Here is a 23200-nt window from a genome sequence, read left to right on the forward strand (position 1 = left end):
CGTGTGTAATTCAAAGACCTCCGTGCTTTCCGCGGAAGCCAGTTCCACAGACACGCCAATTTCCCTCACAATTCCAAGACGGTCCCCCTTCATGGCTGAAATGAAGCTTCAAGAACTCAAGAGCAAGTCCCCGACTGATTTGCTGACCTTCGCCGAGTCGCTGGAGGTTGAGAACGCGAGCACCATGCGCAAGCAGGAACTGATGTTCGCGATCCTCAAGGTTCTGGCCAGCCAGGATGTCGAGATCATCGGCGAGGGCGTGGTCGAACTGCTCCAGGATGGATTTGGCTTCCTGCGTTCCGCCAATGCCAATTACCTGCCGGGTCCGGACGATATCTACATCTCCCCCTCGCAGATCCGCCGTTTCTCGCTGAAGACCGGCGATACGGTTGAAGGCCCGATCCGCGGACCCAAGGAAGGCGAGCGCTATTTCGCTCTTCTCAAGGTCAACACGATCAATTTCGATGATCCGGAAAAGATCCGCCACAAGGTCCACTTCGACAACCTGACGCCGCTCTATCCGAATGATCGCTTCCGCATGGAGCTCGACATTCCGACGTCCAAGGATCTGTCGGCGCGTGTCATCGATTTGGTGGCGCCACTCGGCAAGGGCCAGCGCGGTCTGATCGTCGCTCCGCCGCGCACGGGTAAGACCGTTCTGCTGCAGAACATTGCTCACTCCATCACTGCCAACCATCCGGAATGCTACCTCATCGTGTTGCTCATCGACGAGCGGCCCGAGGAAGTCACCGACATGCAGCGTTCGGTAAAGGGTGAGGTAGTATCCTCGACCTTCGACGAACCGGCCGTCCGTCACGTCCAGGTCGCCGAAATGGTGATCGAGAAGGCCAAGCGTCTCGTCGAGCACGGTCGCGATGTCGTCATCCTGCTGGATTCGATCACTCGTCTCGGTCGCGCCTACAACACGGTCGTTCCGTCGTCGGGCAAGGTGCTGACCGGCGGTGTGGACGCAAACGCGTTGCAGCGTCCCAAGCGCTTCTTCGGTGCGGCCCGTAACATCGAAGAAGGCGGCTCGCTGACAATCATCGCCACGGCCCTGATCGACACCGGCAGCCGCATGGACGAAGTGATCTTCGAAGAATTCAAGGGCACCGGCAACTCGGAAATCGTCCTTGATCGCAAGGTTGCCGATAAGCGCATCTTCCCGTCGATGGATATCCTCAAGTCCGGTACACGTAAGGAAGACCTGCTCGTGCCGCGCCAGGATCTGCAGAAGATCTTTGTCCTGCGCCGCATTCTCGCGCCGATGGGCACAACCGATGCAATCGAGTTCCTGATCGACAAGCTGAAGCAGACGAAGAATAACGGCGACTTCTTCGACTCCATGAATACCTGATCGATAGCCGGAGTCACCTTTGGCTCGAAGCTACTGATTAGCCGGATTCAGGATCGTCCATCGGATGATGAGCTCAGACACCATATTCGCGCTTTCCAGCGGACCGCCACCTTCCGGGGTGGCGGTCGTTCGCATTAGTGGACCTGCTGCTTTCGACGCTGTCGGCCGACTGGCTGGAGACCTTCCCAAACGGAGAGCAACCTTGCTCCGAGCCGTTCGAAACCGGGACGGAGACTTGATCGACAAAGGTCTGGTGCTTTCCTTCCCGGGTCCACGATCTTTCACGGGAGAGGACTGTGTCGAACTGCAACTGCACGGCGGACGTGCCGTGGTGGCTGCCGTGTCTGCTGAACTGTCCCACCTCGGTCTGCGGCTAGCGGAGGCTGGAGAATTTACGCATCGGGCCTTCGATAATGGAAAGATGGATCTTGTCGAGGTGGAAGGGCTGGGTGATCTGATCGCGGCCGATACCGAGATGCAACGGCGGCTTGCCATCGAGCAGAGCGCTGGAGGTCTCTCAACCCGCTATGCAGCCTGGGCCAATCGTCTTACAAAGGCCCGGGCCCTGATCGAGGCGGAGCTCGATTTCGCCGACGAAGACGACGTCCCAGGCTCCGTCTCCGAGCAAGTCTGGGCGGACGTTGCTCAGGTGCAGCGCGAGATAGCTCTGCAGATCGACGCGACCCAAAAGGCAGATGCCGTGCGTGATGCCTTCAAGGTTGTCATCATCGGGCCTCCCAACGCCGGCAAATCCAGCTTCATGAACGCCTTCGCGAAACGGGATGTGGCGATTGTGACCGAGATCGCCGGCACAACGCGCGACGTCCTCGAGGTTGAGCTTGATCTTCAGGGCTTTCTCGTCCGGTTGTCGGATACAGCCGGCCTGCGCGAAACCACAGATGTGGTCGAGCGAGAAGGTGTGAGGCGCGCCCTTGGTACCGCTCAGAAAGCTGATCTTCTACTGGCGCTCACCGAGATCGATTCGGACACGAAATGGTCGGTGGGGCATGAACTCAATATTCCCACTCTTCGTATCGGTACGAAGAGTGATCTGCATCCCTGGAGCCGAGACGCTTTTGATTTCGTAGTGTCGACCTCCACGGGCGTCGGTCTGGACGATGTAAGGAAGGAAATCCTGGCCCGCGTCGAATTGGCTTGGAACTCCATTGCTTCACTGGGTGCCGGACGCATGCGCCATGTCGAACACCTGACGCGGGCTTCCAATTTCCTTGCAGAAGCGTTATCTGGTGCCGAACTTGATATCCGCGCGGAAAGCCTTCGGTTGGCTGCGATGGCGCTTGGCCGAATTACCGGACGCGTTGATGTTGAAGATCTCCTGGATGTGATCTTCTCCGAGTTCTGTATCGGTAAATGACTCACGTGAAACACTGCTGAAGCAGTTGGTGATGACGATGAACGATTTCGATGTAGCCGTGATAGGTGGCGGGCATGCGGGTTGCGAAGCTGCAAGCGCAGCGGCGCGGCTGGGTGCGAAGACCGCATTGGTTACGCACAACCGCGCGACAATCGGAGTGATGTCCTGTAATCCAGCGATTGGCGGCCTTGGCAAAGGCCATTTGGTTCGTGAGGTTGACGCTCTCGACGGCCTGATGGGACGGGTGGCAGACGCCGCCGGCATCCAATTCCGTCTACTAAACCGCAAGAAGGGCCCGGCAGTTCGGGGTCCGCGGACTCAAGCCGATCGAAAGATCTACCGTGAGACGATGCAGGCTGAGATAGCCGCATGTCCCAATCTCACCGTCATCGAAGGCGATGCCTTTGATCTGGAGCAGTCGGAAGGTGTAGTGTCCGGCGTCATCATGAAAGATGGCCGCACCTTCACCTGCCGATCCGTGGTGCTGACCACCGGGACTTTCTTGCGCGGCGTTATTCATATCGGCAACGAGACGACTTCGGCCGGGCGCGTTGGCGAAGCGCCATCCTTCGGATTGTCTGGAACCCTGGAACGGGCGGGTGTAGCGCTGGGACGTCTGAAGACAGGCACTCCTGCTCGTCTAGATGGCCGCACCATTGGCTGGGACCGTATCGGTCAGCAGGAAGCTGACGAGGACCCGGTTCCCTTCTCGTTCATGACTGACCGGATCACCAACCGGCAGATCGCCTGCGGTGTTACCCGCACAACCGAAGCCACACATAAGATCATTGCCGACAATATCACGCGCTCGGCGATGTATTCGGGACAGATCACCGGGGTCGGTCCACGCTATTGCCCCTCGATCGAGGACAAAATCGTCCGCTTCGGGGAGCGGGATGGTCACCAGATTTTCCTCGAACCTGAAGGTCTTTCGGACCACACGGTTTACCCGAACGGCATCTCCACCTCGCTGCCGGTCGAGGTTCAGGAAGCCTTCATTCGTACGATCCCGGGCCTCGAGCAGGTGGAAATCCTGCAGCCCGGCTATGCCATCGAATATGATCATGTCGATCCACGAGAGCTGACGCAGGACCTGCAGCTCCGGCGGCTGCCGGGCCTTTATCTCGCGGGGCAGATCAACGGCACGACCGGCTATGAAGAGGCAGCCGCTCAGGGTCTCGTTGCCGGGCTCAATGCCGCGCGACGCGCGGGTGACCAGTCACCACACGTCTTCAGCCGGACTGAATCCTATATCGGCGTGATGATCGATGACCTGACGTCGCGCGGCGTCAGCGAGCCGTACCGGATGTTCACATCACGGGCAGAATATCGTCTGTCGTTGCGGGCCGACAATGCCGACGTTCGGCTTACTCCCGTCGGGACTAAGCTTGGGTTAGTCCAGGATGCGCGCCGCACGCGTTTCGAACAGTATGAGAGCGAGCTGAGAACGGCGCGCGCATTGCTGGCGGATCTCAGCATGACACCGAACCAGGCACAGGTTCACGGCATCCATCTCAATCAGGATGGCCAGCGCCGAAGCGGTTATACCCTTCTCTCCCACGCCGGGATTGATTTGGCTGTATTGCGCAGGGTCTGGCCTGAACTCGGCTCATTAAGGCCTGCTGTCGCGGAGGCGCTGGAAATCGAAGCAAGCTATTCTGTCTACCTGGAGCGACAAAGCATCGACATAGCGGGCGTGCAGAAAGACGAGAACAGAGCGATACCAGTTGGGTTCGACTTCAACCGTCTGTCGGGGCTGTCGAACGAGCTGAGGGCTAAGCTGACAAATGCGGCGCCTTCAAACATCGCGCAAGCTGCAAAGATCGACGGGATGACGCCGGCCGCACTTGCTCTGATCCTGTCTCTAGTCAAGAAGGCGGACGCGCAAGATCGCCTGTCGCGAGTCCTCGCATGAAACTGAACGGAATAAGTGTTTCACGTGAAACAACGGAAAGGCTTGAAGTCTTTTCAGCTCTCTTCGCAAAATGGGCGCGTTCAATCAATTTGGTTGCCCCTTCAACCAAGGATGATCTGTGGCAGCGCCATATTGCCGACAGTGCGCAGATCTTCCAGCTCTCGCCAAAGCCCCTAACCTGGGTCGATCTCGGATCTGGAGGCGGGTTTCCCGGCATCATCACCTCGATCTTCCTTGCCGAACTCGGAAATGGCTGGGTGCATCTTGTCGAGAGCAACCAGAAGAAGGCATCGTTTCTCCGAACTGCGCTGATGGAGACCGGCGGACGCGGCTCGGTCCACCCTGTCCGAATCGAATCTGCAGCTCAGACGATTTCTGAATGTGATCGCATCTCCGCGCGAGCATTGGCGGAGTTGCCGCAACTCCTGGACTACTGCAGTCCGTGGATGAGAGACCGCCCGGATACCGTCGCTTACCTTCACAAAGGCCGGGATTATCAGACTGAGATCGTTAAAGCGAATAGTCGCTGGGAATTCGATCTGTTACAACATGCCAGTGCGGTTGAAGATGATTCCGTCATTCTCGAAATCTCGAAGCTGCACCGCAAGGTTTGACCTTCCCAAGCAGGTGCTCAATGTACGAGACCAATCGCATCATAACCATCGCCAATCAAAAGGGCGGAGTCGGTAAGACGACCACCGCCATCAATCTGGCGACGGCGCTTGCCGCGATCGGCGAGAACGTCCTCATCGTTGATCTGGATCCGCAGGGCAATGCGAGCACCGGGCTCGGCATCGATCGGCGCGATCGGAAGCTTTCATCCTTCGACGTGATGATGGGAACGAGTGATATTCAGCAGGCCGCTGTTCCGACGGCCGTGCCGAACCTGTTCATCGTTCCCTCGACGATGGATCTATTGGGCTTGGAGATGGAAATCGGACGTGATGCCGACCGCGCATTCAAACTTCGCCGCGCATTAGAGACGGCGCAAGCCCGCCGGTTCAGCTACATCCTGCTGGATTGCCCGCCCTCGTTCAATCTTCTGACTGTCAACGCGATGGCCGCTGCCCATTCCGTTCTGGTTCCGTTGCAGTGTGAGTTCTTTGCGCTCGAAGGGCTGAGCCAGTTGCTCGATACGGTCAACCAGGTAAAGCAGACGGTCAATCCGCGCCTCGATATCCAGGGAGTTGTCCTGACGATGTTCGACGCGCGCAACAACCTCGCCCAGCAGGTTGTGAACGACGTCCGGTCCTATCTGGGCGACAAGGTGTATCATACGCTGATCCCGCGGAATGTCCGGGTCTCGGAAGCGCCGTCATATGGTAAGCCGGCTATCCTTTATGATCTGAAATGCGCCGGAAGCCAGGCCTACCTGCAGTTGGCGTCGGAAGTGATCCAACGCGAGCGGCGCCGCAAGGCTGCCTGATTTTCTAAGGGTTGAAGAACATGAGCGAAGATAGTTCCAAGCGACGGCTGGGGCGCGGGCTCGCGGCTCTCATTGGAGAGATGGACCAGACAGCGCCGGTTGGTGATCTGCCGTCCAAGGCCGTGAGCGCCGATCGGATGGTGCCAATCGAGCATGTCCTGCGCAATCCGCGAAACCCGCGCCGGATGTTCAAGGAAGAGGAGCTGCAGGATCTCGCCAGCTCGCTGCGGCAGCACGGCATTGTTCAGCCGGTTGTTGTCCGTCCGCGCGGATCCGACTTCGAAATCATTGCGGGCGAGCGGCGTTGGCGCGCCGCCCAGCTGGCGGGCCTCGTCGAGATCCCGGTCATCGTTCGCGATGTGGACGATCGTACGGCACTTGAGATTGCGATCGTCGAAAACGTCCAGCGCTCGGATCTCAATCCGCTTGAAGAAGCGTTGGGCTACGAGCAGCTCATTGCCGAGCACGGCTACACGCAGAACGATTTGGGCGAGATCATCGGCAAGAGCCGCAGCCATGTGGCGAACAGCCTTCGGCTCTTGAAGCTTCCCGAACCGGTTCGCGACATGCTGTCGGTCGGGGATCTGTCGGCAGGCCATGCACGTGCACTCGTTTCCACGTCCGACCCGGCAATGTTGGCCAAGACGATCGTCTCCAAGGGTATGTCGGTGCGCGATGCGGAACGACTGGCGCAGAACGACATCAAGGCCCAGAACGAGCCGCAGTCGGCCCTGCGTGCACAGGAGAAGGATTCCGATACGCTTGCTCTGGAGCGGACGCTGTCGGATGCTTTGGGTCTCGAGGTCAAGATCAGCTACAAGGGTACCGGCGGCCAGATCCGCATCAGTTACCGATCGCTGGATCAGCTCGACGATATCTGCCGGCTGCTGGAGCGTCGTTAGGATCGACTGCTCTTCTGACGAAAGACCATCATATCTAGTGACTATCGCCCGTTGGCGCGCGCCGATTGAAGTGCCGTCGCGAGCAGGGTCTGGAAGGCGACCGTATCTTCAAGCGCCGGTTTCTGCCGTGACTGCAGGATGGCGCCCTGCAAACGGCTTGTCTCACGCGCCAGTCCGTCAGCCCGCCAGCTGGAAAGCGCCTTTTCAAACAAGGGCTTGCGACGAAAATGGATGTGCCGTCCCATGGTCTGCATGACCTGCGGAACGGCGGCGCGCTTCTCATCCATCTCGGCACGCATCAAATCCAGCAGCTGAAACTGCTTGAGGCAGGACTGCAGTACCAGGAAGATCGGCGTCCTGGACGTGACGATCTTGTTGATCGCCCGGTGCAGACCCGCGACGTCGCCCTTCAGGACACAATCTACGGCATCGTCGGTCGAGATCGCGCTTGCATCGCCGATGATGTCGAGGACATGCTCCTCCTCGACCACACTGCCGCCCCGACAATAGAGCGCGAGCTTACGGATCTCGTTGCGAGACGCTACCCGGTCACCGCCAAGCGCTTCGAGCAGCCGTTCGCGGCCGGCCGACGAGATGCGCAGACCTTCGGCCGCCAGCTCCTGATCGACAAGCCCGTTCAGCGCCCTGACGTCGTCGGCGTAGCAGGGAATGGCGACCGCGAATTTCGCCTGCTCGCAGAGCTTGCGCAGCAGGCTGCTTTTCTTCAGGTCTCCGCCTTCGATGATCAGCCGGTTCTCCGGCGCTGGCCCGCTGGTCAACACCTGCAGGCCGTCGGCCATCACCTTCTCCGGTCCGCTGCCCTTGACCCAAATCAGGCCCGAGCCACCGAACAGGCCGAGCGAGTTGACCTCGTCCACCAGCCGGCCGGGATCACCCTGGAGATCGCTGACATCGAGCCGCGTATAGGAGAAGTGGTCGTCCAGTTTGGCGCCGGCCTTTGCAGCGATTTCCGCCGCCCGCTCGGACACCAGGCCGCGGTCCGGACCGTAGATCAGGAAAATCCGGTAGAGGTCGACCGCCTTCGGCAGAAAGCGGTCGAATTCATGTGCCTTTATCTCCGCCATCAGCCGTTGCGAGCAAGAACGGTCGCCATCTCGCCGCGCAGGAACTCAGCCAGTTCACGGCTGGCCCGATCTTCTGCATCGCGGTAGGCGCGAAGCTTGGCAAATTCCTGGAGCCCCACGTCGGCCAACGATGTGATCGAGCGCGCCCCGGTCTTCAGCACCTTGCCGTCGCTGACCCGGGTGAGGCTGAAGGTGGCCGAAACGGTAACTCGGGTCGGTGTGTTGCGTGCCACCTGCTCGTCCAGAACGTCCGCGCGCACCGAGGTGACATACAGCTGCAGCTGGTAGTCGGCATGCGCCGGCTCCCCTGCCCCACCGTTGGTGAGGAAGACAAGGTGGTTGCGAACCAGCTGCTCCACGCGATCGCGGGGCTGCGATATCTTCACGGCGGCCAGCTTCGGGCCTGCTCCGTCCACGGAAGAATAGAGCGGACGAACCTGGCAGCCCGCCAAGGAAGTGACGGCAGCTGCAACCAGGAAGACGCGGCTGACACGCCGGATGACGCGCGAGATCTCAAACGACAATGTTGATGATCCTCTGTGGGACGATGATGATCTTCTTCGGCTGGCCCCCGGCCAGTGCCGACTGAACCGCCTCAAGCTGCAAAACGGCCTGCTGTACGGCATTCTGATCCGCGTCGCGGGCGATTGTCAATTCGGCGCGCTTCTTGCCGTTGATCTGCACCGGCAGCGTGACCTCATTGTCGGCGACCAGCGCCGCATCGAACACCGGCCATGCGGCTTCGGCGACGATACCCGGATTGCCGAGCGCCATCCAGCACTCTTCGGCCAGGTGCGGCGTCATGGGAGCCACCAGCTGGATGAGGATCTCCACGGCATTGCGCAGCGCCTTCAGCTGGGTCTCGTCGGCCTCGCCACTGGCGGCCTGCGTGAGCGGCGAGGCCAGCGTGTTAACCAGTTCGTAGATCCGGGCAACGGCCTTGTTGAAGGCCAGCTTGTCGTAGTCGCCCTGCACGGCCTGGAGCGTCTTGTGGGTGGCCTGCGAGATTGCCAGCGCCGGTCCCTGCGTGGCGGGTTTTGCCGACACGGCCCGCAATGCCGGCACGGCTTCCGATACCAGACGCCAGACACGCTGGACGAAGCGATGGGCACCCTCGACGCCGGCTTCCGACCAGATCACGTCGCGATCCGGCGGAGAATCCGACAGCACGAAGAAACGCGCCGTGTCGGCACCATAGGACGCGATGATATCGTCCGGATCGACGACGTTCTTCTTCGACTTCGACATCTTCTCGATGGAGCCGATCGCCACCTCCTCGCCGGTCGACAGGAGGTAGGCCTTGCGGCCGCCATCGACGTCCTCGACGCGGATCTCGGCCGGAGCGACCCACTGGCCGGTCTGGCCGCTTCCCTGCCGGTAGGTCTCATGGACCACCATGCCCTGGGTGAACAGTCCTTTGAACGGTTCGCTTACGCCCACATGGCCGGTCTCGCGCATGGCTCGGGTGAAGAAGCGCGAATACAGCAGATGCAGGATCGCGTGTTCGATGCCACCGATATACTGGTCCACCGGCAGCCAGTGATTGGCGATGGCCGGATTGGTCGGTGCATCCTCCCACGGCGCGGTGAAGCGCGCATAGTACCAGCTGGAATCGACGAACGTATCCATCGTGTCCGTCTCGCGCCGCGCGTCGCTTCCGCACTGCGGGCAGGACACGTGACGCCAAGTGGCGTGACGGTCGAGCGGATTGCCCGGCACGTCAAAGGTCACATCGTCCGGCAACCTGACCGGCAGGTCCTTCTTCGGCACCGGCACCACGCCACACACTTCGCAGTGAATGACGGGGATCGGGCAACCCCAGTAGCGCTGGCGGGAAATGCCCCAGTCGCGCAGGCGGAAGTTCACCTTGCGGCTGGCCTGCGGTGCGTTGCCGAGTTGCTGATCGGACAGCAGGGTGGCGACCTGATCGAATGCATCGTCCGTTGACAGCCCGTCGAGGAAGCGCGAGTTGATCATCACGCCGTCGCCGACATAGGCATCGTCACCAACGGTGAAGCTCGTCGCGTCGCCGTCAGCCGGCATCACGACAGGCACGACCGGCAGGTCGTACTTGCGGGCAAAATCCAGGTCGCGTTGGTCGCCGGACGGGCAGCCGAAAATCGCCCCCGTGCCGTAGTCCATCAGCACGAAGTTTGCGATGTAGACCGGCAGTTCCCACGCAGGATCCAGAGGATGCTTGACCGTCAGACCCGTCGCCAGGCCCTTCTTCTCGGCGGTTTCGAGAGCTGCCAGCGACGTGCCCTGACGGCGGCACTCTTCGCAGAACTCCGCGATCTGTGGGTTGTCGACGGAGAGCGCCTTGGCAACCGGGTGATCGGCCGAAATGGCGAGGAATGAGGCGCCGAACAAGGTGTCAGGCCGGGTGGTGTAAACCTCGATCTCGTTGCATTCGGCCTTCGCCCGGCTTTCATCGCCGAGCTCCCAGCGAATGGTCAGGCCTTCGGAGCGGCCGATCCAGTTCTTCTGCATCAGCCGGACTTTTTCCGGCCACTGGTCGAGACCGTCCAGCGCTTCCAGAAGATCCTCGGCAAAATCGGTGATCTTGAAGAACCACTGGGTCAGTTCGCGCTGCTCGACGAGCGCGCCGGAGCGCCAGCCCCGGCCGTCGATCACCTGCTCGTTGGCCAATACCGTCTGGTCGACCGGATCCCAGTTTACCTTCGACTGCTTACGGTAGACCAAGCCCTTTTCCATCATGTCGAGGAACAGGTACTGCTGGCGGTGATAATATTCGACGTCGCAGGTGGCGAATTCGCGCGACCAGTCGAGGGACAGACCCAACGATTTCAGCTGGGTCCGCATGGTGGCGATGTTCTGGTAGGTCCAGTCCTTCGGGTGAACCTTGTTCTGCATGGCGGCGTTCTCGGCCGGCATGCCGAATGCATCCCATCCCATCGGGTGGAGAACGTTGAAACCGCGTGCGCGCTTGTAGCGGGCAACCACATCGCCCATCGCATAGTTGCGCACGTGGCCCATGTGGATGCGCCCCGACGGGTAGGGGAACATCTCGAGCACGTAGTACTTGTCGCGGGGATCGCTGTTGTCGGTCTCGAAGGTCTTGCCCTCCGACCAGGTCTGCTGCCAACGGGGTTCGGCATCCCGCGGATTGTAACGTTCGCTCGCCATTTCAATGAAATTCCGGGTCTGAATAAGATGGTTGACCTTCACCACGAATGGCAGGAAGCGTCAAGTTTTGAGGCCACTCCGGTGCAAGTTCACCGATCGGCGCTTGGCTTTCATGTGATGTGCCGGTAATCGCGTGACAAGAGCAATGGCGAGGATGAAAAGCATGACGGTCGAGGAGCGCCTGGTAGAGGTACGCCACAGGATCGAAGCGGCTGAGCGCGAAGCCGGACGCACACCCGGTTCCACCACGCTTGTTGCTGTGTCGAAAACCTTCGATGCTGATGCGATCCGCCCCGTCATCGCAGCGGGGCAGCGGATCTTTGGCGAGAACCGCGTGCAGGAGAGCCAGGCCAAGTGGCCGGAGCTGAAGGCCGAGACACCCGGCATCCAGTTGCATCTCATCGGGCCGCTGCAGTCGAACAAGGCGGCTGACGCCGTCGCCCTGTTCGACGTGATCGAGACTGTCGATCGGGAAAAGATCGCCAGGGCCCTGGCAGAGGAGATGACCAGACAGGCGCGTCATCCGAAGCTCTACGTCCAGGTCAACATCGGCATGGAGCCACAAAAGGCCGGCATCGAGCCGAAGCAGACGGTGGCTTTCGTCGATTTCTGCCGGCGGGAGCTTGAGCTTGAGATCGAGGGGCTGATGTGCATCCCGCCGGCGGAGGGCAATCCCGGACCGTATTTTGCGCTGCTCGCCAAGCTTGCCGATGAATGCGGCCTGCAGAAGTTGTCGATGGGCATGTCCGGTGACTTCGAGATTGCTATCGGAATGGGTGCCACCAGCGTGCGGGTAGGGTCCGCCATCTTCGGGCACCGCTGATAGATTTCGCCTGCACCCTTGGTCGGGCTTCAACACTCCCAGGCATCCTCCTAAGTTGGCGCAAAGCTTTGGGAGGAGCAGATGGAAAGCCGATATCAAGCGGTCTATCAGCACTGGCAGAACGACCCGGAAGGATTCTGGGCCGAGGCTGCGACGGAACTGATATGGTTCAAGCCGCCGGACCGTATCTTCGACCCGGATCTCGGCGTGTATGGACGGTGGTTCGTCGGCGGTGAGACCAACACCTGCTATAATTGCCTCGACAGGCATATAGCCGCCGGGCGCGGCTCCGAGCGGGCCCTGATCTTCGATAGCGCGCTGACGGGCGAGAAGAAGATCTTCAGCTACGATGCGATGCTGGAAGAGGTGCAGGCGATTGCGGCGGTTCTCAAGAACCTCGGCGTTGCCAAGGGAGACCGTGTCGTCATCTACATGCCGATGGTGCCGGAGGCGATCTTCTCGATGCTTGCCTGCGCCCGCATCGGCGCGGTGCATTCGGTGGTGTTCGGAGGTTTCGCCGCTCACGAACTGGCGACGCGACTGGACGATCTGCAGGCCAAGGTAGCGATCAGCGCCAGCTGCGGCCTGGAGCCGGGGCGCGTCATCGCCTACAAGCCGCTGCTTGACCGCGCGGTGGATCTGGCGGGTTCAAAGCCGGACCACTGCCTGATCCTTCAGCGCGAACAGCTGCCGGCAGAGCTTTGGCCGGACCGCGGCGATCTGGATCTGGGGCAGGCGATCAGGGCCGAGAAGATGGCCGGCACGCAGATAGCCTGCGAACCTCTGGCCGCGACGGACCCGCTTTATATCCTTTGCACATCGGGAACGACCGGCCGGCCGAAGGGCGTGGTGCGCGACAATGGCGGGCACATGGTGGCGCTCCACTGGTCGATGCGTAACATCTATGGTGTGAAGCCTGGCGAGGCGTTTTGGGCAGCCTCGGACATCGGCTGGGTGGTCGGACACTCCTACATCGTCTACGGGCCGTTGCTCTCCGGCAATCCGACAGTCGTCTTCGAAGGCAAGCCGGTCGGTACCCCGGATGCCGGCGCATTCTGGCGGGTGATCGCCGAACATGACGTGAAGGTGCTGTTCACGGCGCCGACCGCGTTCCGCGCCATCCGCCGCGACGATCCGGACGGCGATCTCGTCGGCCTTCACGATCTCTCCGGCCTCAAGGCCTTGTTCCTCGCGGGCGAGCGGGCCGATTCGGAAACACTGAAATGGGCCGAGCGGATGTTGAAGGTGCCGGTGGTCGATCACTGGTGGCAAACGGAAACCGGCTGGGCAATCGCCGCCAATCCTATCGGCCTTGGGGCATTGCCTTTCAAGTACGGATCACCGACCCTTCCGATGCCGGGCCATTCCGTCGAGGTCGTCGACGATGCCGGTCATTCGCAGCCGGCCGGCACGCTCGGCAACCTCGTCATCAGGTTGCCGCTGCCGCCGGGTTGCCTCGTCAGCTTCTGGAACGCCGACGAGCGGTTCCGGGCAGCGTGCCTGGCGGAGTTTCCCGGCTACTACAAGACGGCCGATGCAGGAATAATCGATGAGGACGGCTATGTCTTTGTCATGGCGCGCACCGACGACATCATCAACTGCGCCGGCCACCGTCTCTCCACCGGCGCGATGGAGGAAGTGTGCGCCATGCATCCGGATGTTGCCGAGTGCGCCGTCATCGGTGTGTCGGACCCGTTGAAGGGACAGATCCCCTGCGGCTTCCTGGTGCTGAAGAACAGGGTGGCGCGCGATCCGCCAACGATCGCTGTGGAGGTGGTGGATCTTGTCCGGCTGCAGATCGGTCCTGTGGCAGCGTTCAAGACGGTGATGATCGTCAAGCGGTTGCCGAAAACCCGGTCCGGGAAGATCCTGCGCGGCACGATGCAGAAGATGGCCGACGGGCTGCCGTGGAAGATGCCGGCAACGCTTGAGGATCCAGCAGTGCTCGATGAGATTGCCGAGATCCTGGAAAGGAACGGCTATATGCATGCTCCAGCACCGACGGGCTGAGCAGCAAAAAGCCGGCACATGGCCGGCTTTCAGAGGCGTGGCTGACAGAACGGATCAGAAGTTTTCGTCTTCGTCCGTGTCGCGGGTCGTCGACTTCAGCGACGAGAGCTTGGCGAACACGGCATCCGCGTCGATTTCCTTCTCTTCCGGGCGCTCATAGCGATAGCCGAGGTTCTCGGTCTCGGCGGCAGCCTGGAGGGTTGCGCCCAGTTCGGCCGCGGTCGGCAACGGACGGTTCTTCGAAGCGCGTTCGACTTCAAGATCGAGATCGATCTGGCTGCAGAGGCCGAGCGTCACCGGGTCCATCGGCGTCAGGTTCGCCGAATTCCAGTGGCTGCGATCGCGGATCTGCTCGATCGTCGACTTGGTCGTGCCGACCAGCCGCGAAATCTGCATGTCCTTCAGTTCCGGATGGTTGCGAACCAGCCAGAGAATGGCGTTCGGACGATCCTGGCGCTTGGAAACCGGCGTGTAGCGAGGCCCACGGCGCTTCGATTCGGGAACGCGAACCTTCGGGTCGGACAGCTTCAGACGGTAATTGACGTCCTGTTCGGCGCGGCCGATTTCATCGCGCGACAACTGGCCGGTAGCGATGGGATCCAGCCCCTTGATGCCCTGTGCAGCTTCGCCGTCGGCAATCGCTTTCACTTCCAGGGGGTGCAGCTTGCAGAACTGGGCGATCTGATCGAAGGACAGCGCCGTGTTATCGACGAGCCAGACCGCCGTTGCTTTCGGCATGAGCAATTGTTGAGCCATGGATATGATCCTTCTATCGTCCGCGCCGGTGTCGCGGGCCGTGGGCTGTAACCACAAATTTCCGGGAATTATGGGGCTCTATAACTGCATTAAGATGAAATTGCAATTCTTCCGGCGCAATGACCGTTTGTCTAATTGTCGCCATCGCCCCACCTGATATGAAGTAACCGAGGGAGCCGTTTTCGTTGCGACGGGCGGTGGATTGCATGAGGAGGAATGGATGTCCGAGAAGCTCTATCCCGTACAGAAGCAGGTCAAGTCCCAGGCGCTGATCGATCGCGATACCTATCTGAAATGGTACGAGGAAAGCATCGAGAATCCGGATAAGTTCTGGGGCAAGCACGGCAAGCGGATCGATTGGTTCAAGCCCTATACCAAGGTCAAGAACACGTCCTTCAGGGGCAAGGTACCAATCAAGTGGTACGAAGACGGCCTCACCAACGTTTCCTATAACTGCATCGACCGGCACCTGAAGACGCATGGTGAGCGCACCGCGATCATCTGGGAAGGCGACAACCCCTACATCGACAAGAAGATTACCTACAACCAGCTGTACGATCAGGTCTGCCGGCTTGCCAACGTGCTGAAGAAGCGTGGCGTGAAGAAGGGCGACCGGGTCACCATCTACATGCCGATGATACCTGAAGCGACCTATGCGATGCTTGCCTGCGCGCGCATCGGTGCCGTGCATTCGGTGGTCTTCGGCGGCTTCTCGCCGGAAGCGCTGGCGGGCCGTATCGTCGACTGCCAGTCGACCTTCCTCATCACCTGCGACGAGGGCGTGCGCGGCGGCAAGCCGGTGCCGCTCAAGGAAAATGCCGACAAGGCGATCCACATCGCCGCGCGCCAGTACGTGACCGTCAACAACGTGCTGGTCGTTCGCCGCACGGGCGGCAAGACCAACTGGGCGCCCGGCCGCGACCTCTGGTACCATCAGGAAATCGCGGCCGTGAAGGGCCACTGCGAGCCGGTGAAGATGAAGGCGGAAGATCCGCTGTTCATCCTCTACACCTCCGGATCGACGGGCAAGCCAAAGGGTGTCCTGCACACCACTGGCGGCTACCTCGTCTACGCGGCGATGACTCACGAATACGTCTTCGACTACCATGACGGGGACATCTACTGGTGCACGGCCGACGTCGGCTGGGTGACCGGACATTCCTACATCGTCTACGGGCCGCTCGCCAACTGCGCCACGACGCTGATGTTCGAAGGGGTGCCGAATTTCCCCGACCAGGGACGGTTCTGGGAGATCATCGACAAGCACCAGGTTAACATCTTCTACACGGCGCCGACGGCGATCCGATCGCTGATGGGTGCAGGCGACGACTTCGTCACCCGTTCCTCGCGCTCAAGCCTCAGGCTGCTCGGCACGGTCGGCGAGCCGATCAACCCGGAAGCCTGGGAATGGTACTACAACGTCGTCGGCGACAAGCGTTGCCCGGTCATTGACACCTGGTGGCAGACCGAGACCGGCGGCCACATGATCACGCCGCTGCCGGGGGCAACCGCCCTGAAGCCGGGATCGGCCACCCTGCCCTTCTTCGGCGTCAAGCCGGAACTCGTCGACAACGAAGGCAATGTCCTTGAGGGCGCGGCGGACGGCAATCTGTGCATCGCCGACAGCTGGCCCGGCCAGATGCGCAGTGTCTACGGCGATCACGAGCGTTTCGTGCAGACCTATTTCTCCACCTACAAGGGCAAGTACTTCACCGGTGACGGGTGCCGACGTGACGAAGATGGCTACTACTGGATTACCGGCCGCGTCGATGACGTGTTGAACGTTTCCGGTCACCGGCTGGGCACGGCGGAGGTGGAATCGGCGCTCGTATCGCATGCACTGGTTTCCGAGGCGGCCGTGGTCGGCTATCCGCACGCGGTCAAGGGCCAGGGCATCTACTGCTATGTCACGCTGATGGCTGGCCACGAGGGAGACGAGGCGCTGCGCCAGGATCTCGTCAAGCATGTGCGCTCGGAAATCGGCCCGATCGCCACGCCGGACAAGATCCAGTTCGCGCCCGGCCTGCCGAAAACCCGCTCGGGCAAGATCATGAGGCGGATCCTGCGCAAGATTGCCGAGGACGATTTCGGAGCGCTTGGCGATACCTCGACGCTCGCCGATCCGGCGGTTGTCGACGACCTGATCGAGAACCGCCAGAACAAGGCGGCTGCACCGGCGGCTTGACCCCTTAATTCTTCAAGCGGCGGCGGCCTTACCCGGTCGTCGCCGCGTAAAGGATCAGCCGTCGCACAGGTCGTGTTTGCGGCCGCTGCCGGAGTAGCCGGCGGCTAGCCCCGCCTGCAGCATGTCCCTGGCGGGATCACGCCCATCCGCCATCACCACGTCGGCAATGATGCGGCCGAAATACTTGTCGGCGGCGATCCGCGTCAGCTTCACGCGCGGCGAGGCGGCTGCCAGGCTTTCCAGCCGCTGCTTGGCGGCCGCAGCAGCGTCACGCCCCGCCGTGCAGGATGATCGCAGTTCGGGTGTATCGATGCCACGCAGCCGAACATAGACTTCGATGGATTGCTGCGGCCATGGCCGCGCCGTCACCAGCATCGTATCGCCGTCGATCACCCGCAGGATTTCAGCGATCACCGGCCCGTCGATAATGTTTTCGGCGTGCACCGACACCGGCGCCAGGATCAGCGCCGGGAGAAAAACCAGGACTTGGTGAGGGCGTAACAGCATGAGAGGAAAATATTCCTTAATAGCTGCCGACGTCAATAGGAATACGCGCCTATAATCGATCTGTCAGCGCAGAATTCCCGGAGCCTCGTAGCCCGTGCGTTCGACGTATTCGGTGTAGCCGCCGCCATATTGGTGGATGCCGTCCGGCGTCAACTCCAGCACCCGGTTCGAGAGCGCGCTGAGAAAATGCCGGTCGTGGCTGACGAATAGCATGGTGCCTTCATAGGACGACAGCGCCTTGATCAGCATCGCCTTGGTGTCGAGGTCGAGGTGGTTGGTCGGCTCGTCGAGCACCAGGAAGTTCGGAGGATCGAAAAGCATGGCGGCCATCACCAGCCGCGCCTTCTCGCCACCCGACAGCACCCGGCACCGCTTGTCGATGTCGTCGCCGGAGAACCCGAAGCAGCCCGAGAGCGCGCGCAGCGGCGCCTGGCCCGCCTTGGGAAAACGCTCCTCCAGCCATTGCAGGATGGTACTGTCGCCGTCCAGAACATCCATCGCATGCTGGGCAAAGTAGCCGGTCTTGACGCTCGCTCCGACGTTGACGCTGCCCTCTTCCGGATCGGTAAAGCCGGTCACCAGTTTCAGCAGCGTCGATTTGCCGGCGCCGTTGACGCCCATGATGCACCAGCGCTCGCGCCGCTTGATCATGAAGTCGAGGCCTTCGTAGATCACCCGGCTGCCGTAGCGCTTGTGCACCTTCTTGAGGCTGACGACGTCATCGCCGGATCGCGGTGCCGGCAGGAAGTCGAAGGCCACGGTCTGCCGGCGACGCGGCGGCTCGACGCGTTCGATCTTGTCGAGCTTCTTCACCCGGCTCTGCACCTGGGAGGCGTGCGAAGCGCGCGCCTTGAAGCGCTCGATGAATTTCAGCTCCTTGGCGAGCATGGCCTGCTGCCGTTCGAACTGTGCCTGCTGGTGTTTCTCGTTCAGCGCCCGCTGCTGCTCATAGAAGCCATAGTCGCCGGAATAGGTGTTGAGCGCACCGGCATCGATCTCGATGATCTTGGTGACGATGCGGTTCATGAACTCGCGGTCGTGCGACGTCATCAGCAGCGCGCCGTCGTAGCCTTTGAGGAAATCCTCCAGCCAGATCAGGCTTTCCAGGTCGAGGTGGTTGCTCGGCTCGTCGAGCAGCATCACGTCTGGGCGCATCAGCAGGATGCGGGCGAGCGCAACGCGCATCTTCCAGCCGCCCGACAGCTTGCCGACGTCGCCGTCCATCATCTCCTGGGTGAAACTGAGGCCGGCCAGAACTTCGCGTGCCCGGCCTTCGAGTCCGTAGCCGTCCAGTTCCTCGTAACGAGCCTGAACCTCGCCGTAGCGCTCGATGATCTGGTCCATCTCATCCAGCCTGTCCGGATCGACCATCGCCGCCTCGAGGTCACGAAGCTCCGCGGCGATCTCGCTCACAGGTCCCGCACCGTTCATCACCTCGGCTGCCGCCGAATGCCCGGACATCTCGCCGACGTCCTGGTTGAAGTAGCCGATGGAGACGTTCTTCTCGACCGCCACCTGCCCCTCGTCGGGCATCTCCTCGCCGGTGATCATCCGGAACAGCGTCGTCTTGCCTGCGCCGTTCGGGCCGACGAGACCGATCTTTTCGCCGCGATTGAGAGCGGCGGAGGCCTCGATGTAGAGGATGCGATGGCTGTTGGACTTGCTGATATTCTCGATGCGGATCATGTCTTTGTCGGCCCGGTCTGTCTGTCAGCGCGCCTTATGGCACGGGGGGCCACCGTCTGTCGCCGTCCTGCGGCTGAAAAAACCGGAGCGTGGCAGCAGCGCCAGCAGCAGCGGTGACCGGTGGATCAGTTTGTTGCCATTGTGCGCCAGGCCGGACAAGCCGTGCGGATTGTAGCCGATTATCATCCAGCAGCGGGTGCCTTACCTTGCGCTCATCAGCAACAGGAGGTCGAGCATGACCAGCAGCATCCAATCCTCAGGCACCTTCAATCTCGGCAGCTTCACCGTTCGCCGCCTCGGATATGGCGCCATGCAGCTTGCCGGAAAGGGCGTTTTCGGTCCGCCGCGAGATCGGGCGGAAGCCATCGCGGTCCTGCGCGAGGCGGTGGGAAGCGGCATCAACCACATCGATACCAGCGACTTTTACGGCCCGCACGTCACCAACCAGATCATCCGCGAGGCACTGCACCCCTACAAGGACGATCTGATGATCGTCACCAAGGTTGGTGCGACGCGGGGTCCGGAAGGGTCCTGGGACCCAGCCTTCTCGAAGGAGGCGCTGACGAAAGCCATCCACGACAACCTGACGAACCTCGGGCTCGACTCGATTGCGGTGGTCAACCTGCGCGCCATGTTCGACATCCATGGGCCGGCGGAAGGGTCGCTGGAAGAGCCGCTGACAGTTCTTGCCGAGATGCAGCAGCAGGGCCTCATTCGCCATATCGGCCTCTCGAACGTCACCGCAAAGCAGGTCGCAGACGGCCGCAGGATCACGGAGATTGTCTGCGTGCAGAACCAGTACAATCTGGCGCACCGGGAGGATGATGCCCTGATCGACCAGCTTGCACGCGAAGGCACGGCCTACGTTCCGTTCTTCCCGCTCGGCGGCTTCTCGCCGCTGCAGTCCTCGACGCTGAGCGATGTCGCGATGCGGCTTGGCAAAACGCCGATGCAGGTGGCTCTGGCCTGGCTGCTCAAGCGCTCGCCGAATATCCTGCTGATCCCTGGTACATCCTCGCGTGGACATCTGCGGGAAAACTGCGCGGCGGCGGACGTGACACTGTCGGAAGACGTGATGCGCGAACTTGAGGGTATCGCGGCGGCGGCATAAGCCAGTCATGTTGAAAGCTCCGCGACGGCAGCTTGTCGTCGCGGAGCTGTTACGTTGGGCCGGGATTTGGTTCGGCGCCCCGACTTATCGACCGGATGCCTGCGCCGCGTACATGTAGCTGTCGTAGCTGTACTCGGCGACCCGGAACCATTCGAAGCTCTCGTCGCGGAACTTCTTCCAGCCCGGATAGATCTTCGCCCAGGCCGGGTGCTTCTGGCTGTACTCCGCATAGAGGTCGAACGACGCCTTGTAGGCGGCATCCATCACGTCGCGCGGCAGCGGACGAAGCTGGACGCCCTTGCCGACCAGCGACCGGATGGCCGAGGTGTTCTTGACGTCGTAGAGTGCCTGCATGTTGATGTTCGCCGCCTTGCAGGCGGTGTCGAGAGCGGCCTTGTAGGCGTCCGGCAGGCCGGCATACTGTGCCTGGTTGATGAAGAAGTGGATCGTCAGCCCGCCTTCCCAATAGGCTGGATAATAGTAGTTCTTGGCGATCTGGTAGAAGCCGAGCCGCTCGTCGTCATACGGACCAATCCATTCGGCAGCATCGATCGTCCCGCGTTCGAGTGCCGGATAGATGTCGCCGCCGGGAAGCTGCTGCGGAACGACGCCGAGCCGCGACATCACCTCGCCGGCAACGCCCGCGATACGCATCTTGATGCCCTTGAGGTCAGCGACGCTCTTGATCTCCTTGCGGAACCAGCCGCCCATCTGGGCGCCGGTCGCGCCGCCGGGAATGCCCACCACGCCGTAGTTGGAGAGAAACTCGTTATAGGCCTCGTTGCCGCCGCCGTGATAGAGCCAGGCATTCTGCTGGCGGCCGTTGAGGCCGAACGGAATGGTCGAGCCGATGGCGAATGTCGGATCCTTGCCGGTGAAATAGTAGCCGCAGGTATGCGCCAGCTCGACGGTGTTCTCCTTCACCGCATCGATGGCCTGGGCACCCGGCACGATTTCCCCGGCCTGGAACACCTGGATCTGGAACTTGCCGTTGGTCATCTTCGACAGCGCCTCGGCCATGACGACAGCGCCGCCATAGATGGTGTCGAGGTTGTTCGGAAAGCCCGATGTCAGGCGCCAGCGGATCGATGGCATCTCCTGCGCAACGGCGGGTGCGGCAAGCGCAGAGCCAGCCGCTGTCGCGGCTCCGGCAATCGCTCCCTTGGTCAGAAAGCCACGACGGTTTACGTCCTTCGTCATTTCATCCTCCTCCGTTTGGGTATCCATGGCCGGCAGATCCGGCCGTGGTCATTCACGCCGACGCGCGTTGCGTCGGAATTTCGTCAGGGGTTGGTCCCACTTGGCGGCGGCGGTGCGCCGAAGCTGGGGGTTGGCGACCCGAAGCTGGGCGGTGCCGGTTCAGTGGACTGTGCAGGAGCTCCGAAGCTTGGGGGCGGGGCACCGAACGTCGGCGCCGCCGGGGTATCGGTCGACGGATCGGGTGCTCCGAACGGCTGCGTTGGCGTGCCGAACGGGTTGGAGCCGTCACTGCCGGGCATCGGAACGTTCAGCTGGATCGTCGACGGATCAACCGCCACGGCGCCGGACTTGTAGTGCGTCACGAGGCCCGGGAACGAGATGACGATGATGACCATGACCAGCTGGATGGCGAGATACGGCAGGGCGCCCATGTAGATCTGCCCGGAGGTCACCGGCTGGATCGTTGCTCCGGTGATCCTGTCCTTGTAGGCCCGGGTGGGCGCCACGGAGCGCAGGTAGAACAGCGAGAAGCCGAAAGGCGGATGCATGAACGAGGTCTGCATGTTGATCGCCAGCATGACGCCGAACCAGATGAGGTCGATCCCCAGGGCGTCGGCCACCGGCGCCAGGAGCGGCACGATGATGAAGGCCAGCTCGAAATAATCGAGGAAGAAGGCCAGGAAAAACACCAGCAGGTTGGCGACGATCAGGAAGCCGACCTCGCCGCCCGGCACCGACGTCATCAGGTGCTCGACCCAGACATGGCCGTTGACGCCGTAGAAGGTCAGCGAGAAGACGCGGGCGCCGAGCAGGATGAAGATGACGAAGGACGACAGCTTGACGGTCGCGTAGAGCGCCGACTTGATCATGTCGAGGTTCAGGCGGCGGTTGAGCGCTGCAAGTGCAAGCGCGCCGACGGCACCCATCGCGCCGCCTTCCGTCGGGGTGGCAAGCCCGATGAAGATCGTGCCGAGGACCAGGAAGATCAGCACCAGCGGCGGAACGAGCGAAATGATGACTTTCTGGAACAGCTTCCAGCCGCGCAGCGAACGCGCTTCGGGGGGAAGCGCCGGGACGCTCGCCGGGCGGATGAACGACATCAGGATGATGTAGCCGGCATAGGCGGCGACCAGCAGCAGGCCCGGGATCAGCGCGCCCTTGTACATGTCGCCGACCGAGCGGCCGAGCTGGTCGGCAAGGATGATCAGCACGAGGCTCGGCGGAATGATCTGCGCCAGCGTTCCAGATGCCGCGATCGTGCCTGCGGCCACGCGCCGATCATAGCCGTAGCGAAGCATGATCGGCAGCGAGATCAGGCCCATGGAGATCACCGAGGCGGCGACCACGCCGGTGGTGGCGGCAAGGATGGCACCGACGAAGATGACGGCAAAGGCAAGGCCGCCGCGCACCGGACCGAAAAGCTGGCCGATCGTGTCGAGCAGGTCCTCGGCCATGCCGCTTCGCTCGAGGATCAGTCCCATGAAGGTGAAGAAGGGAATGGCGAGGAGCGTCTCGTTGGACATCTGGCCAAAGATGCGATCGGGGATGGCGCCGAACAGATTGACCGGCAGCAGACCCATCTCGATGCCGATGAAGCCGAAAACAAAGCCGACGAAGGCGAGCGCGAAGGCAACCGGATAGCCGAGCAGCAGCACGACGATCAGCGACAGGAACATGATCGGCGCGAGGTTCTCTGCGAAGAATGCGAACATGGA

General features: G+C 61.5%; 18 protein-coding genes. 10 read left to right on the top strand and 8 right to left on the bottom strand.

From position 1 onward, the window contains the following. Positions 1-91 precede the first annotated feature (91 nt). From rho to AAIH46_RS19980, 6 genes are all read left to right on the top strand, one after another. On the top strand, positions 92-1357 hold the full coding sequence (gene rho, locus AAIH46_RS19955; RefSeq protein ID WP_430307820.1) for a transcription termination factor Rho: 1266 nt from the start codon (positions 92-94) through the stop codon (positions 1355-1357). A gap of 64 nt (positions 1358-1421) precedes the next feature. Beyond that, on the top strand, positions 1422-2732 hold the full coding sequence (mnmE, locus tag AAIH46_RS19960; protein ID WP_430307821.1) for a tRNA uridine-5-carboxymethylaminomethyl(34) synthesis GTPase MnmE: 1311 nt from the start codon (positions 1422-1424) through the stop codon (positions 2730-2732). A 37-nt stretch (positions 2733-2769) separates the two neighbouring features. Continuing rightward, complete coding sequence (mnmG, locus tag AAIH46_RS19965; RefSeq protein WP_430307822.1) at positions 2770-4647, top strand: tRNA uridine-5-carboxymethylaminomethyl(34) synthesis enzyme MnmG; 1878 nt, start codon at positions 2770-2772, stop codon at positions 4645-4647. Continuing rightward, positions 4644-5261 (top strand): 16S rRNA (guanine(527)-N(7))-methyltransferase RsmG, encoded by a 618-nt coding sequence (gene rsmG, locus AAIH46_RS19970; RefSeq protein WP_430307823.1) that lies wholly within the window; start codon positions 4644-4646, stop codon positions 5259-5261. Before mnmG ends, rsmG begins: the two co-directional genes overlap by 4 nt. A gap of 20 nt (positions 5262-5281) precedes the next feature. Further along, positions 5282-6073: a ParA family protein gene (locus AAIH46_RS19975; RefSeq protein WP_430307824.1), complete on the top strand. Its 792-nt coding sequence runs from the start codon at positions 5282-5284 to the stop codon at positions 6071-6073. 20 nt (positions 6074-6093) lie between these two features. Next, entirely contained in the window at positions 6094-6975 is an 882-nt protein-coding gene (locus AAIH46_RS19980) for a ParB/RepB/Spo0J family partition protein (protein ID WP_430307825.1), read from the top strand. Positions 6976-7016: 41 nt separating this feature from the next. On the opposite strand, the gene holA is transcribed toward AAIH46_RS19980, so the two are convergent. From holA to leuS, 3 genes are read right to left on the bottom strand one after another with little or no spacing between them, the layout of a single operon-like run. Beyond that, complete coding sequence (gene holA / locus AAIH46_RS19985) at positions 7017-8060, bottom strand: DNA polymerase III subunit delta (protein WP_430307826.1); 1044 nt, start codon at positions 8058-8060, stop codon at positions 7017-7019. Next, complete coding sequence (gene lptE / locus AAIH46_RS19990) at positions 8060-8584, bottom strand: LPS assembly lipoprotein LptE (protein WP_430307827.1); 525 nt, start codon at positions 8582-8584, stop codon at positions 8060-8062. The genes holA and lptE overlap by 1 nt, the downstream gene beginning before the upstream one ends. After that, on the bottom strand, positions 8574-11207 hold the full coding sequence (leuS, locus tag AAIH46_RS19995) for a leucine--tRNA ligase (protein ID WP_430307828.1): 2634 nt from the start codon (positions 11205-11207) through the stop codon (positions 8574-8576). Before leuS ends, lptE begins: the two co-directional genes overlap by 11 nt. Before the next feature lie 163 nt (positions 11208-11370). Here leuS and AAIH46_RS20000 point away from each other — a divergent pair, with 163 nt between their 5' ends. Together AAIH46_RS20000 and AAIH46_RS20005 are read left to right on the top strand one after the other, a co-directional pair. Continuing rightward, positions 11371-12030 (top strand): YggS family pyridoxal phosphate-dependent enzyme, encoded by a 660-nt coding sequence (locus AAIH46_RS20000; protein WP_430307829.1) that lies wholly within the window; start codon positions 11371-11373, stop codon positions 12028-12030. Positions 12031-12111: 81 nt separating this feature from the next. Continuing rightward, complete coding sequence (locus tag AAIH46_RS20005; RefSeq protein WP_430307830.1) at positions 12112-14040, top strand: AMP-binding protein; 1929 nt, start codon at positions 12112-12114, stop codon at positions 14038-14040. A gap of 54 nt (positions 14041-14094) precedes the next feature. On the opposite strand, the gene AAIH46_RS20010 is transcribed toward AAIH46_RS20005, so the two are convergent. Further along, positions 14095-14796: a DUF1013 domain-containing protein gene (locus AAIH46_RS20010; RefSeq protein WP_430307831.1), complete on the bottom strand. Its 702-nt coding sequence runs from the start codon at positions 14794-14796 to the stop codon at positions 14095-14097. Positions 14797-15016: 220 nt separating this feature from the next. Between AAIH46_RS20010 and acs the strand changes: the two genes are divergently transcribed. Continuing rightward, a complete protein-coding gene (gene acs, locus AAIH46_RS20015; protein ID WP_430307832.1) occupies positions 15017-16981 on the top strand; it encodes an acetate--CoA ligase in 1965 nt (654 codons plus the stop codon). A 54-nt stretch (positions 16982-17035) separates the two neighbouring features. Here the strand turns inward: acs and AAIH46_RS20020 are convergent, their stop codons facing one another. Continuing rightward, on the bottom strand, positions 17036-17488 hold the full coding sequence (locus AAIH46_RS20020) for a thermonuclease family protein (RefSeq protein WP_430307833.1): 453 nt from the start codon (positions 17486-17488) through the stop codon (positions 17036-17038). 63 nt (positions 17489-17551) lie between these two features. Next, a complete protein-coding gene (locus AAIH46_RS20025; protein WP_430307834.1) occupies positions 17552-19174 on the bottom strand; it encodes an ABC-F family ATP-binding cassette domain-containing protein in 1623 nt (540 codons plus the stop codon). A 235-nt stretch (positions 19175-19409) separates the two neighbouring features. Between AAIH46_RS20025 and AAIH46_RS20030 the strand changes: the two genes are divergently transcribed. Further along, a complete protein-coding gene (locus AAIH46_RS20030) occupies positions 19410-20285 on the top strand; it encodes an aldo/keto reductase family oxidoreductase (protein WP_430307835.1) in 876 nt (291 codons plus the stop codon). A gap of 84 nt (positions 20286-20369) precedes the next feature. On the opposite strand, the gene AAIH46_RS20035 is transcribed toward AAIH46_RS20030, so the two are convergent. Together AAIH46_RS20035 and AAIH46_RS20040 are read right to left on the bottom strand one after the other, a co-directional pair. Further along, complete coding sequence (locus tag AAIH46_RS20035) at positions 20370-21485, bottom strand: TRAP transporter substrate-binding protein (RefSeq protein ID WP_430307836.1); 1116 nt, start codon at positions 21483-21485, stop codon at positions 20370-20372. An 83-nt stretch (positions 21486-21568) separates the two neighbouring features. After that, on the bottom strand, positions 21569-23197 hold the full coding sequence (locus tag AAIH46_RS20040) for a TRAP transporter large permease subunit (RefSeq protein WP_430307837.1): 1629 nt from the start codon (positions 23195-23197) through the stop codon (positions 21569-21571). Positions 23198-23200 lie beyond the last annotated feature (3 nt).

This window comes from Rhizobium sp. 0TCS1.26 (assembly GCF_050455525.1).
In the GTDB taxonomy this organism is placed as follows: domain Bacteria; phylum Pseudomonadota; class Alphaproteobacteria; order Rhizobiales; family Rhizobiaceae; genus Neorhizobium.